Genomic DNA, 12,240 nt, shown 5'->3' on the forward strand with positions numbered 1-12,240 from the left:
ACTCTACGCGCAGGCTCCTGCATTATCCGTCCCCTGCTTTAATGTACGGTGACGAGGCGGGCCTCCACCGAATTTCGAATTACGAGAAGTGAAACCACTACCATGATGCGCAGCCACTATTGCGGCCAACTGAACGAGACCCTGGAAGGTCAGGAAATCACCCTTTGCGGATGGGTTCACCGTCGCCGCGACCACGGCGGGGTGATCTTCCTCGATATCCGTGATCGTGATGGTCTGGCCCAGGTGGTGTTCGACCCGGACCGCGCTGAAAGCTTCGCTGCCGCCGACCGCGTGCGCAGCGAATACGTCGTGAAGATCACCGGCAAGGTTCGCCTGCGTCCGGCCGGTGCCGTGAACAAGAACATGGCGTCCGGCGGCATTGAAGTGCTGGGCTACGAGCTGGAAGTGCTGAACGAGTCGGAAACCCCGCCGTTCCCGCTCAACGAGTTCTCCGACGTGGGCGAAGAGACCCGCCTGCGCTACCGCTTCCTGGACCTGCGTCGTCCGGAAATGGCCGAGAAGCTGCGCCTGCGTTCGCGCATGACCACCAGCATCCGCCGCTTCCTCGACGAAAACGGCTTCCTCGACGTAGAAACCCCGATCCTGACCCGGGCCACCCCGGAAGGTGCACGTGACTACCTGGTGCCGAGCCGCACCCACGCGGGTTCGTTCTTCGCCTTGCCGCAATCGCCGCAGCTGTTCAAGCAACTGCTGATGGTCGCCGGCTTCGACCGTTACTACCAGATCGCCAAGTGCTTCCGTGACGAAGACCTGCGCGCCGACCGTCAGCCGGAATTCACCCAGATCGACATCGAGACCAGCTTCCTCGATGAAAAAGAGATCATGGGCCTGACCGAGCAGATGATCCGCAACCTGTTCAAGGAAGTGCTGGACCTGGAATTCGGCGATTTCCCGCACATGACCTTCGAAGAGGCCATGCGCCGCTACGGTTCCGACAAGCCAGACCTGCGCAACCCGCTGGAACTGGTGGACGTGGCCGACCAGCTCAAGGAAGTCGACTTCAAGGTGTTCAGCGGCCCGGCCAACGACCCTAAATGCCGCATTGCCGCCCTGCGCGTACCTGGCGGCGCGAGCATGCCGCGCAAGCAGATCGACGACTACACCAAGTTCGTCGGCATCTACGGTGCCAAGGGCCTGGCGTACATCAAGGTCAACGAGCGCGCCAACGGTGTTGACGGCCTGCAATCGCCGATCGTGAAAAACATTCCGCTGGACAACCTCAACGCGATCCTCGACCGCGTTGGCGCGGTTGACGGCGACATCGTGTTCTTCGGTGCCGACAAGGCCAAGATCGTCAGCGAGGCCCTGGGCGCGCTGCGGATCAAGCTGGGTCACGACCTGAACCTGCTGACCTGCGAATGGGCCCCGATGTGGGTCGTTGACTTCCCGATGTTCGAAGAGAACGACGACGGCAGCTTCAGCGCCTTGCACCACCCGTTCACCGCGCCGAAGTGCTCGCCGGCCGAGCTCGAAGCCAACCCGGCGGGCGCACTGTCGCGTGCCTACGACATGGTGCTCAACGGCACTGAGCTGGGTGGCGGTTCGATCCGTATCCACCGCAAGGAGATGCAGCAAGCGGTGTTCCGCCTGTTGGGCATCAACGAAGCGGAACAGGAAGAGAAGTTCGGCTTCCTGCTCGACGCCCTGAAGTACGGCGCACCGCCGCACGGTGGCCTGGCGTTCGGCCTGGACCGTCTGGTGATGCTGATGACCGGCGCCCAGTCGATCCGTGAAGTGATCGCCTTCCCGAAAACCCAGAGTGCTGCGGACGTCATGACCCAGGCTCCGGGTGTCGTGGATGCCAAGGCACTGCGCGAGCTGCACATCCGCCTGCGCGAGACGCCGAAGGCTGAGTAAGGCTGCTGCGTGAAAGCGCATTGAGTTATACGCAGTCTAAAAAGGCGCATCTTCGGATGCGCCTTTGCGTTACAAGGGTTGCATCCTGCCTGGGGCAGGGTTGACAAGGTTTCTACAGAATTTCGGAGTTGTGTTATGGCTGGCCATTCCAAGTGGGCGAACATCAAGCACCGCAAAGAGCGTCAGGATGCCAAGAAAGGCAAGATCTTCACCAAGTGGATCCGCGAACTGACCGTCGCTGCCCGTCAGGGCGGTGGTGACCCGGGTTCCAACCCGCGCCTGCGGCTGGCGCTGGACAAGGCGCTTGGCGCCAACATGAGCCGCGACATCATCGACCGGGCCGTTGCCCGCGGTGCCGGTGCGGCCGATACCGACGACATGGTCGAGCTGACCTACGAAGGCTACGGCCCGGGCGGCGTGGCGGTGATGGTCGAGTGCATGACCGACAACCGCAACCGTACTGCAGCTGCGGTGCGCCACGCGTTCAGCAAGTGCGGCGGCAACCTCGGTACCGACGGTTCGGTGGCTTACCTGTTTGAGCGCAAGGGGCAGATTTCCTTCGCGCCGGGCACGGACGAAGACGCACTGATGGAAGCGGCGATGGAGGCGGACGCCGACGACGTAGTCACCCACGAAGACGGTTCCATCGACGTGTTTACCTCGTTTGCCAGCTTCTATGCCGTGCGTAATGCACTGGAAGCCGCCGGCTTCAAAGGCACTGACGCTGAAATCGTGATGCTGCCGACCACCAGCGCCGAGCTGGACCTGGAGGGCGCGCAGAAGGTGCTGAAGCTGCTGGATATGCTCGAAGACCTGGATGATGTGCAGAACGTGTATTCCAATGCCGACATCCCAGAGTCCGTTGCCGAACAGCTAGGCTGAAGGGTGACAGGGCTCCAAATGTGGGAGGGGGCTTGCCCCCGATGGCGGTGTGTCAGTCATGGATCAGTTGGCTGAACCACTGCTATCGGGTGCAAGCCCCCTCCCACATTGGATCTTCGCAGTATCAAAAATTGTGTTTACCCAACCCGCAGGCGTTATGACTTTAATCCTAGGTATCGACCCCGGTTCGCGCATCACCGGTTTTGGCGTGGTGCAGCAAACCCCGCGCGGCTGCATCTACGTCGCCTCGGGCTGCATTCGCACCGGCGCGGGCGAGCTGGCCGAGCGTCTGCAGATTGTCTATCGTGGTGTGCGTGAAGTGATCCAGACCTACGGGCCGGTGACCATGGGCATCGAAAAAGTGTTCATGGCGAAAAACGCCGACTCGGCATTGAAGCTCGGTCAGGCCCGGGGCGCTGCCATCGTCGCTGGCGCCGAAGAGGGCATGGAGATCGCCGAGTACACTGCGACCCAGGTCAAGCAGGCCGTGGTCGGCACGGGTGCGGCCAATAAGGAGCAGGTGCAGATGATGGTCATGCACATGCTCAAACTTACCGCAAAACCGCAAATCGACGCCTCTGACGCCCTGGCCATTGCCATTTGCCACGCGCACACCCGTTCCAGCCTGCTGCCTCATGGGTTGGGAACCGCACGCAGTCGTGGCGGGCGGCTGCGTCTCTGATAGCATCAGCGCAATCGTTTTTCCCGGTCAGGCCTTTCAACTGACCCTCAAGCTTTAAGGATTTGAACCGTGATTGGACGCTTGCGCGGCACCCTGGCTGAAAAACAGCCGCCGCACCTGATTCTGGATGTAAACGGGTTGGGGTATGAGCTCGAAGTGCCCATGACCACGCTTTATCGCCTGCCGCCGGTCGGCGAGCCGATTACCCTGCACACTCACTTGGTGGTGCGCGAAGATGCGCAATTGCTCTATGGTTTCATTGGCAAGCGCGACCGTGATTTTTTCCGCGAATTGATTCGCCTCAATGGCGTAGGGCCCAAACTGGCCCTGGCCCTGATGTCGAGTCTTGAAGTGGATGAGCTGGTACGTGCCGTTTCAGCGCAGGATACCTCCGCACTGACCAAGGTGCCGGGTGTGGGCAAGAAGACCGCCGAGCGCCTGCTGGTGGAACTCAAGGACCGTTTCAAGGCCTGGGAAGTGGTGCCGAGCATGTTTGCCCTGGTGCCGAACCAGCCGGACATGCCGGCAGCCCAGGTTGCCAGCGCCGAGAGCGATGCCGTCAATGCACTGATTTCACTGGGCTACAAACCTCAGGAAGCCAGCAAGGCGGTGTCGGCCATCAAGGACAAGAACCTGAGTGCCGAAGACATGATTCGCCGCGCCCTGAAGGGAATGATTTAAGTGATTGAAGCTGATCGTCTGATCGCGGCCACCGGCCCGCGCGACCGTGAAGAAGTCCAGGACCGCGCCATCCGGCCCCTGAGTCTGGCCGACTACATCGGCCAGCCCACCGTGCGCGAGCAGATGGAGTTGTTCATCCAGGCCGCGCGCGGGCGCAGTGAGTCCCTCGACCACACGCTGATCTTCGGCCCGCCGGGGCTGGGCAAGACCACGCTGGCCAATATCATCGCCCAGGAAATGGGCGTGTCGATCAAGTCCACCTCCGGTCCGGTGCTGGAGCGGCCCGGCGACCTGGCGGCCCTGTTGACCAATCTCGAGCCCCACGACGTGCTGTTCATCGACGAGATCCACCGGCTTTCGCCCATCGTCGAAGAAGTGTTGTACCCGGCCATGGAGGACTTCCAGCTCGACATCATGATCGGCGAAGGCCCGGCGGCCCGCTCGATCAAGCTCGACCTGCCGCCGTTCACCCTGGTGGGTGCCACCACGCGCGCAGGCATGTTGACCAACCCGCTCCGAGACCGTTTCGGCATTGTTCAACGTCTAGAGTTCTATAGCACGGCGGACCTGGCGACCATCGTCAGTCGTTCGGCGGGCATTCTGGGCTTGCCCCTGGATCCCGAAGGCGCGTTCGAGATCGCGCGCCGGGCCCGTGGCACGCCGCGGATCGCCAACCGATTGCTGCGCCGGGTGCGCGATTTTGCCGAAGTGCGGGCCAAGGGGCATATCACCAAGGCCGTGGCCGATCTGGCGCTCAACCTTTTGGACGTGGACGAACATGGCTTCGATCACCAGGACCGGCGTCTACTCTTGACCATGATCGAGAAGTTCGACGGTGGCCCGGTCGGCGTCGACAGCCTGGCGGCGGCCATCAGCGAGGAGCGGCATACCATCGAGGACGTGCTGGAACCGTACCTGATCCAGCAGGGCTACATCATGCGGACGCCGCGGGGCCGGGTAGTGACGCGCCATGCTTACCTGCACTTTGGGTTAAACATTCCGTCACGATTGGGCGAGATGCCTGTAGTAGACGAATTCCTCGATGCAGTGGACGATTAAAAGCTTAACGCCAGACGATTTATCCGAGGTTTGTGCTGTCCTAGTGGCTGGTGTCGTCATTCAGTCGTTGGAAATATTCTGCAGAATGCAGCGCGAGAATGAAAAAACAGTTGTGGGCCCGATTGGCAACCTGAGGAGTAAGCACTAGAGTATGCGCGCGCAAAACGGGGATCAGTCGTTCGCACATCGCTGTCGCGTTTATTACGAGGACACCGATGCTGGCGGCATCGTGTATTACGTCAACTACCTCAAGTTCATGGAGCGGGCTCGAACCGAACGGCTGCGGGCGCTGGGCTTTGCCCAGTCCGAGTTGGCAGGGGAGGATCTGTTGTTCGTCGTGCATTCCAGCGAGGCGCGGTATCACGCGCCGGCGCGGCTTGACGACGAATTGCTGGTAAGCGCTGAAGTCATCGAATTGAACCGTGTCAGCCTGCGCTTCAAACAGCAGGTCAGGCGGGCTACGGATGCAACGCTGCTCTGTGAGGGGCAGTTCCTGGTGGCCTGTGTGCGCACCAATAGTTTGAAACCCCGGGCCATTCCCGAAGCTTTACGTGCGGCCTTTGCCGGCGTAAGCGGCGCGGGTAAACAATCAAAGCAGGAGATTTAGCGTGGAACCTACCGTCGTCGACCATTCCTCCATGTGGAGCCTGGTCAGCAATGCCAGTGTCGTGGTTCAACTGGTCATGCTGACCCTGGTAGCCGCATCGGTTACTTCCTGGGTCATGATTTTTCAGCGCAGCAACCTGCTGCGCGCCGGTCGACGTGCCCTGGAGAGCTTCGAAGAGCGCTTCTGGTCGGGTATCGACCTGTCAAAGCTGTATCGCCAGGCTGGCAGCAACCCGGACCCGGATTCGGGCGTCGAGCAGATCTTCCGTGCCGGTTTCAAGGAATTCTCCCGTCTGCGCCAGCAGCCTGGTGTTGACCCGGAAGCGGTGATGGAAGGCGTGGCCCGTGCCATGCGCGTTGCCATCTCCCGCGAAGAAGAGAAGCTTGAGCAAAGCTTGCCCTTCCTTGCCACCGTAGGTTCCGTGAGCCCGTACATCGGTCTGTTCGGTACGGTGTGGGGCATCATGAACTCCTTCCGTGGCCTGGCCCAGGCACAACAAGCGACCCTGGCCACTGTGGCCCCGGGTATCGCCGAAGCCCTGATTGCCACCGCGATCGGCCTGTTCGCCGCCATCCCGGCCGTTATCGCCTACAACCGCTTTGCTGCGCGCGGCGAAAACCTGATTGGCCGTTACTACACCTTCGCCGATGAATTCCAGGCGATCCTGCACCGTAAAGTGCACACCAGCGAAGAATAAGCAGGTACTCCCCGATGGCTTTAATCACTCGAGCTCGAACCAAGCGCAAGCCGGTCGCCGAGATGAACGTAGTGCCTTACATCGACGTGATGCTGGTGCTGCTGGTGATCTTCATGGTGACCGCGCCGATGCTCAACCAGGGTGTGAAGGTTGATCTGCCCAAGGTTTCCAGCGAAGCCTTGCCGCAGGACAACAACACCCAGGTGCTGACCATTTCGATCAAGTCCGACAAGACCTACTACTGGAACCTTGGCAGCGAAGTCGACACCCAGAAGCAGCAGGACAAAGCCCTGACGCTGCCAGCGATGACGGATGCGGTGACCAAGATCATCCGTTCGGGCAACGAAGGCGGCAAGCACACCCAGGTCTTCATCCGCGGTGACAAGTCGGTCGACTACGGCTCCGTCATGGGTGCCATGGGCGGGCTGCAGAAGGCCGGCGTCGGTAACGTTGGCTTGATTACCGAGGCGCCCTGATGCAGCAACAGCGAGAGCCGTCCGCCTCGGAAAGCTACTTCTGGCCTAGCGTCTGGGCAATTGCCCTGCACGTCCTGGTGTTTGGCATGCTGTTCGTCAGCTTTGCCATGACCCCGGACCTGCCGCCAGCCAAGCCGATCGTGCAGGCGACCCTGTATCAGCTGAAATCGAAAAGTCAGGCCACCACCCAGACCAATCAGAAGATTGCGGGTGAGGCCCAGAAGTCGGCTGCGCGCCAGACTGAAGTCGAACAGATGGAACAGAAGAAGGTCGAGCAGGAAGCGGTGAAGGCTGCTGCGGAACAAAAGAAAGAAGAGGCGGCTCAAAAGGCCGAGGAATCGAAAAAGGCTGACGAAGCGAAGAAGGCCGACGAGGCGAAAAAGGCTGATGAAGCCAAGAAAGCCGAGAAAGCTGCCGAAGCCAAAAAAGCCGAAGAGAAACAATTGGCTGATATAGCCAAGAAGAAAACTGAAGAAGAAGCCAAGAAAGCTGCCGAAGAAGAGGCCAAGAAAAAGGCCGCTGAAGAGGCCAAGAAGAAAATAGTCGAAGACGCGAAGAAGAAAGCCGCCGAAGACGCCAAGAAAAAAGCTGAAGCAGACGAGGCGAAGAAGAAAGTCGCCGATGACGCGAAGAAGAAAGCTGCCGCCGATGCCAGCAAGAAAAAGGCTCAGGAAGCAGCGCGCAAATCCGCAGAAGACAAAAAGGCTCAGGCCTTGGCAGATTTGCTTTCCGACACGCCTCAGCGTCAGCAGGCCTTGGCCGATGAACGGGGTGACGAAGTCGCGGGCAGTTTCGACGACCTGATTCGGGCACGGGCAGCAGAAGGCTGGACACGTCCACCTTCGGCACGCAAAGGCATGACAGTCGTGCTGCAGATCGGCATGTTGCCGGACGGTACGGTGACGTCGGTCAGCGTGGCCAAGGGCAGTGGCGATCCATCGTTTGACAGTTCAGCGGTTGCAGCGGTCAAGAACATTGGTCGTTTGACCGAGATGCAGGGAATGAAACCAAGCGACTTCGCTCCCTATCGTTCATTCAAGATGACATTCACACCTGAGGATCTAGCCTTGTGAGAAACCTTCTTCGAGGAATGCTTGTCGTTATTTGCTGTATGGCAGGGATAGCGGCGGCGGATGAAAAGAACATCCTGGTCACCAGCGGTAGCGATCGGGCCACCCCGATCGCTGTAGTACCGTTCGGCTGGCAGGGCGGCTCCGTGCTGCCGGACGACATGGCCCAGATCGTCAGCGACGACCTGCGCAACTCCGGTTACTACGCGCCGATTCCGAAGGGCAACATGATCAGCCAGCCGAACCAGGCGAGTGAAGTCGTGTTCCGTGACTGGAAAGCGGTGGGCGCGCAATACCTGATGGTCGGTAACATCGTACCGGCCGGCGGTCGCCTGCAGATCCAGTACACCCTGTTCAACGTCGCGACCGAGCAGCAAGTGCTGACCGGCAGCGTTTCGGGAACTGCCGAGCAACTGCGTGACATGGCTCACTACATTTCGGACCAGTCGTTTGAAAAGCTCACCGGTATCAAGGGTGCTTTCTCGACGCGTCTGCTGTATGTGACGGCCGAACGTTTCTCCGCCAACAACACCCGTTACACCTTGCAGCGTTCGGACTACGACGGTGCGCGGGCTGTGACGCTGCTGCAATCCCGTGAGCCGATCCTGTCGCCACGCTTTGCACCAGACGGCAAGCGCATTGCCTATGTGTCGTTCGAGCAGAAGCGTCCGCGCATTTTTGTCCAGCACATCGATACGGGCCGTCGTGAGCAAATCACCAACTTCGAAGGCCTGAACGGTGCGCCAGCCTGGTCTCCGGATGGTTCACGCCTGGCGTTCGTGCTGTCCAAGGACGGCAACCCGGACATCTACGTGATGAACATGGGTTCGCGTGCGATCAGCCGTGTGACCAGCGGCCCAGGTATCAACACCGAGCCGTTCTGGGGTAAGGATGGTTCGACCATCTACTTCACCTCCGACCGCGGTGGCAAGCCACAGGTCTACAAGACCAGCGTCGGCGGCGGCGGTGCAGAGCGCGTGACCTTTGTCGGCAACTACAACGCAAATCCCAAGCTTTCGGCTGATGAAAAGACCCTGGTGATGATCCATCGCCAGGAAGGCTTCACTAATTTCAAGGTCGCGGCCCAGGATTTGCAGCGCGGAAGCGTAAAAATACTGACAGACAGCACTCTTGATGAGTCGCCTACTGTTGCGCCCAACGGCACCATGGTAATCTACGCCACCCGCCAGCAGGGCCGGGGAGTCTTGATGCTCGTGTCCATTAATGGACGCGTAAGGCTCCCGCTTCCTACCGCACAAGGCGAAGTCAGAGAACCGTCCTGGTCCCCTTACCTGAACTGACGCGGCGCTACAAAAAGAAGTACTTAACACACTGGGGTTCATTAGGAGTTTCACGATGGAAATGCTGAAGTTTGGTAAGTTTGCTGCTCTGGCTCTGGCTCTGTCCGTAGCCGTTGGTTGCTCGTCTAAAGGCGGCGACAATGCCGGTGAAGGCGCAGCTGTTGATCCAAACGCTGGTTACGGCGCTAACACTGGTGCAGTTGACGGCTCCCTGAGCGAAGAAGCTGCTCTGCGCGCGATCACCACTTTCTACTTCGAATACGACAGTTCGGACCTGAAACCAGAAGCCATGCGCGCTCTGGACGTTCACGCGAAAGACCTGAAAGGTAACGGCGCTCGCGTTGTTCTGGAAGGCAACACCGACGAACGTGGTACCCGTGAGTACAACATGGCACTGGGCGAGCGTCGTGCGAAAGCCGTTCAGCGCTACCTGGTACTGCAAGGTGTTTCCCCAGCTCAGCTGGAACTGGTTTCCTACGGTGAAGAGCGTCCAGTTGCTACCGGCAACGACGAGCAATCCTGGGCTCAAAACCGTCGCGTCGAACTGCGTAAGTAATTCGTCATGCGAACGTGCCGTCGTGCTCTAACTGTATTGGCTCTCAGCCTGGCACCGCTTTCGGTGTGGGCTGCGGTTCCTGTGGAAGATAGCAATTCTGGCTATAACAATAGCGGGAGCAGCTATCCGCCAGCAGGTTATGGCACGAACGGCGCCTATGCTGGGGGGGCGGCTACGGCCGCTCCTTCGGCACAGGGCGAACTGTTCAACCAGCTGCAACGCATGCAGGATCAATTGGCGCAGCAACAAGGCACCATTGAAGTTCTGCAGAATGAAGTGCGCCAGCTGAAGCAAGAAGGCCTGGAGCGTTACCAGGATCTTGATCGACGTATTGGAGCCGGTGTTCAACCTGCCGCAACTCCTGATAATTCTTCTGCCGGTGGTGCGCCAAGTGCGGCCGCCGGTGGTGCAGCAGCGGGCGCGGCCTCCAGCCAAGCCCCTGCCGCGAGCAGCGAACCGGGTGATCCGGCTAAAGAAAAGCTGTATTACGATGCAGCTTTCGACCTGATCAAGGCCAAGGATTTCGACAAGGCCAGCAAGGCCTTTACCGCATTTCTCGGCCGCTACCCCAATAGCCAGTACGCGGGCAACGCCCAGTATTGGTTGGGTGAGGTAAACCTGGCAAAGGGTGATTTGCAGGGAGCGGGCCAGGCATTTGCCAAGGTCAGCCAGCTGTACCCCAAGCACGCCAAGGTGCCTGACTCGCTGTACAAACTCGCCGACGTAGAGCGCCGCCTGGGTCACGCGGACAAGGTCAAAGGCATTCTGCAGCAGGTAGTCGCCCAGTATCCGGGGACTTCCGCTGCCCAGTTGGCCCAACGGGACCTGCAGCGCTTGTAAGCATTGCAACCCGTTTGGAAGAAACCCGCGCCTGGCGCGGGTTTTTTCGTTAGAATCCACGCCCTTTTATGAAACACGCTCCTTGGAGCCTGCGCGTTGGCGGGGTTCCTTGAAGTGCCTGACGGAGGCGGACAGCCTGTTTAGCTGTTACGCCCGTGGCGACTATGCAAGACACATTACGTATTACCGAAGTTTTTTACTCGTTGCAGGGTGAAACGCGCACCGCTGGCCTGCCCACAGTCTTTGTGCGCCTGACCGGCTGCCCGTTGCGTTGCCAATACTGCGACAGCGCCTACGCCTTCAGTGGCGGCACGGTGCGCACCCTCGATGACATCCTGGAGCAGGTTGCCGGTTATCGGCCGCGCTACGTCTGCGTGACGGGCGGTGAGCCCCTGGCGCAGCCCAATGCCATTCCTTTGCTCAAGCAGCTGTGTGACGCCGGCTACGAGGTATCCCTCGAAACCAGCGGTGCCCTGGATATCTCTGCGGTAGACCCGCGTGTAAGCCGCGTGGTGGATCTCAAGACCCCAGACTCTAAAGAGTCGCATCGCAATCGCTACGAGAACATGGACTTGCTGACGGCCAACGATCAGGTCAAGTTCGTTATCTGTTCACGTAACGATTACGACTGGGCCAATTCCAAGCTGATCCAATATGGCCTTGACCGTCGCGCTGGCGAAGTATTGTTCTCCCCAAGCCACCACGACCTGAATGCACGCGACCTCGCCGATTGGGTGGTCGCGGACAATTTGCCGGTGCGCCTGCAATTGCAGTTGCATAAATACCTTTGGAACGACGAGCCGGGACGCTGATATGACTGACCAAACCACTGATCAAAAACGCGCCGTGATCCTGCTGTCCGGTGGCCTTGACTCCGCCACCGTGGTGGCCATGGCCCAGGCCGAAGGTTACAGCTGCTACACCATGAGTTTCGATTACGGCCAGCGTCACCGCGCCGAACTGAATGCCGCTGCCCGAGTCGCCCGCGACATGGGTGTGGCCGAGCACAAAGTGATTGGCCTGAACCTCAACGGTATTGGCGGATCCGCGCTGACCGACAGCAGCATTGATGTGCCGGAAACCCCAGGTGAAGGCATTCCTGTTACCTACGTGCCGGCACGTAACACCGTATTCCTGTCCCTGGCCCTCGGCTGGGCTGAAGTGCTCAACGCTCGCGACATCTTCATCGGTGTCAATGCCGTGGATTATTCCGGCTACCCGGACTGCCGTCCGGAGTTCGTCGAATCATTCGAGCGCATGGCCAACCTGGCGACAAAAGCGGGCGTGGAAGGGCAGGGCTTCCGCATCCTGGCGCCGCTGCAAAACCTCAGCAAGGCCGATATCGTGAAGGCTGGCGTAGGACTTGGCGTCGACTATTCGCTGACTGTTTCCTGCTACCAAGCAGACGATGACGGCCGTGCGTGTGGGAAATGCGACAGCTGCCGACTGCGTGCAGAAGGCTTCCAGGCGGCCGGAATTAAGGACCCAACGCGTTATTTTTGATTTATTTA

Annotated in this window: 14 protein-coding genes; all 14 read left to right on the forward strand. The window is 59.7% G+C overall.

Translation table 11 applies throughout. The features are described 5' to 3' along the window. Positions 1-102: 102 nt before the first annotated feature. On the forward strand, positions 103-1,878 hold the full coding sequence (aspS, locus tag CQ041_RS18485) for an aspartate--tRNA ligase (protein ID WP_105524020.1): 1,776 nt from the start codon (positions 103-105) through the stop codon (positions 1,876-1,878). Between the two features lie 135 nt (positions 1,879-2,013). Beyond that, the gene (locus CQ041_RS18490) at positions 2,014-2,760 is read left to right on the forward strand and encodes a YebC/PmpR family DNA-binding transcriptional regulator (protein WP_105524019.1); all 747 of its coding nucleotides are present in this window, start codon (positions 2,014-2,016) and stop codon (positions 2,758-2,760) included. A 157-nt stretch (positions 2,761-2,917) separates the two neighbouring features. Further along, positions 2,918-3,442 (forward strand): crossover junction endodeoxyribonuclease RuvC, encoded by a 525-nt coding sequence (gene ruvC / locus CQ041_RS18495; protein ID WP_065908840.1) that lies wholly within the window; start codon positions 2,918-2,920, stop codon positions 3,440-3,442. A 69-nt stretch (positions 3,443-3,511) separates the two neighbouring features. Then, entirely contained in the window at positions 3,512-4,123 is a 612-nt protein-coding gene (gene ruvA / locus CQ041_RS18500) for a Holliday junction branch migration protein RuvA (protein WP_105524018.1), read from the forward strand. Beyond that, positions 4,124-5,182 (forward strand): Holliday junction branch migration DNA helicase RuvB, encoded by a 1,059-nt coding sequence (gene ruvB / locus CQ041_RS18505; protein WP_015885611.1) that lies wholly within the window; start codon positions 4,124-4,126, stop codon positions 5,180-5,182. A gap of 151 nt (positions 5,183-5,333) precedes the next feature. Further along, a complete protein-coding gene (gene ybgC, locus CQ041_RS18510) occupies positions 5,334-5,789 on the forward strand; it encodes a tol-pal system-associated acyl-CoA thioesterase (RefSeq protein ID WP_105524017.1) in 456 nt (151 codons plus the stop codon). Position 5,790: 1 nt separating this feature from the next. After that, complete coding sequence (tolQ, locus tag CQ041_RS18515; RefSeq protein WP_010208111.1) at positions 5,791-6,486, forward strand: protein TolQ; 696 nt, start codon at positions 5,791-5,793, stop codon at positions 6,484-6,486. A gap of 23 nt (positions 6,487-6,509) precedes the next feature. Next, complete coding sequence (tolR, locus tag CQ041_RS18520; RefSeq protein WP_161979898.1) at positions 6,510-6,962, forward strand: protein TolR; 453 nt, start codon at positions 6,510-6,512, stop codon at positions 6,960-6,962. Then, a complete protein-coding gene (tolA, locus tag CQ041_RS18525) occupies positions 6,962-8,035 on the forward strand; it encodes a cell envelope integrity protein TolA (protein WP_105524016.1) in 1,074 nt (357 codons plus the stop codon). The genes tolR and tolA overlap by 1 nt, the downstream gene beginning before the upstream one ends. Positions 8,036-8,052: 17 nt before the next feature. Beyond that, complete coding sequence (tolB, locus tag CQ041_RS18530; RefSeq protein WP_177429401.1) at positions 8,053-9,333, forward strand: Tol-Pal system beta propeller repeat protein TolB; 1,281 nt, start codon at positions 8,053-8,055, stop codon at positions 9,331-9,333. Between the two features lie 55 nt (positions 9,334-9,388). After that, the gene (pal, locus tag CQ041_RS18535; protein ID WP_029300299.1) at positions 9,389-9,889 is read left to right on the forward strand and encodes a peptidoglycan-associated lipoprotein Pal; all 501 of its coding nucleotides are present in this window, start codon (positions 9,389-9,391) and stop codon (positions 9,887-9,889) included. Positions 9,890-9,895: 6 nt separating this feature from the next. Beyond that, positions 9,896-10,729, forward strand: a complete 834-nt coding sequence (ybgF, locus tag CQ041_RS18540) for a tol-pal system protein YbgF (protein WP_105524014.1) — start codon at positions 9,896-9,898, stop codon at positions 10,727-10,729. 164 nt (positions 10,730-10,893) lie between these two features. After that, positions 10,894-11,541 (forward strand): 7-carboxy-7-deazaguanine synthase QueE, encoded by a 648-nt coding sequence (gene queE / locus CQ041_RS18545; protein WP_105524013.1) that lies wholly within the window; start codon positions 10,894-10,896, stop codon positions 11,539-11,541. A gap of 1 nt (position 11,542) precedes the next feature. Beyond that, positions 11,543-12,232 carry a 7-cyano-7-deazaguanine synthase QueC gene (queC, locus tag CQ041_RS18550; protein WP_105524012.1) on the forward strand — a complete coding sequence of 230 codons (690 nt, stop codon included), beginning with the start codon at positions 11,543-11,545 and terminating at the stop codon, positions 12,230-12,232. The last annotated feature ends 8 nt before the right edge of the window (positions 12,233-12,240 follow it).

Origin of the sequence: Pseudomonas sp. MYb60, assembly GCF_002979555.1 — a bacterium.
Classification (GTDB): domain Bacteria; phylum Pseudomonadota; class Gammaproteobacteria; order Pseudomonadales; family Pseudomonadaceae; genus Aquipseudomonas.

Coding starts and splice junctions, on each gene's coding strand:
- aspS (WP_105524020.1), top strand. CDS start 103: ATGATGCGCAGCCACTATTGCGGCCAACTGAACGAGACCCTGGAAGGT.
- CQ041_RS18490 (WP_105524019.1), top strand. CDS start 2,014: ATGGCTGGCCATTCCAAGTGGGCGAACATCAAGCACCGCAAAGAGCGT.
- ruvC (WP_065908840.1), top strand. CDS start 2,918: ATGACTTTAATCCTAGGTATCGACCCCGGTTCGCGCATCACCGGTTTT.
- ybgC (WP_105524017.1), top strand. CDS start 5,334: ATGCGCGCGCAAAACGGGGATCAGTCGTTCGCACATCGCTGTCGCGTT.
- tolA (WP_105524016.1), top strand. CDS start 6,962: ATGCAGCAACAGCGAGAGCCGTCCGCCTCGGAAAGCTACTTCTGGCCT.
- tolB (WP_177429401.1), top strand. CDS start 8,053: ATGCTTGTCGTTATTTGCTGTATGGCAGGGATAGCGGCGGCGGATGAA.
- pal (WP_029300299.1), top strand. CDS start 9,389: ATGGAAATGCTGAAGTTTGGTAAGTTTGCTGCTCTGGCTCTGGCTCTG.
- ybgF (WP_105524014.1), top strand. CDS start 9,896: ATGCGAACGTGCCGTCGTGCTCTAACTGTATTGGCTCTCAGCCTGGCA.
- queE (WP_105524013.1), top strand. CDS start 10,894: ATGCAAGACACATTACGTATTACCGAAGTTTTTTACTCGTTGCAGGGT.
- queC (WP_105524012.1), top strand. CDS start 11,543: ATGACTGACCAAACCACTGATCAAAAACGCGCCGTGATCCTGCTGTCC.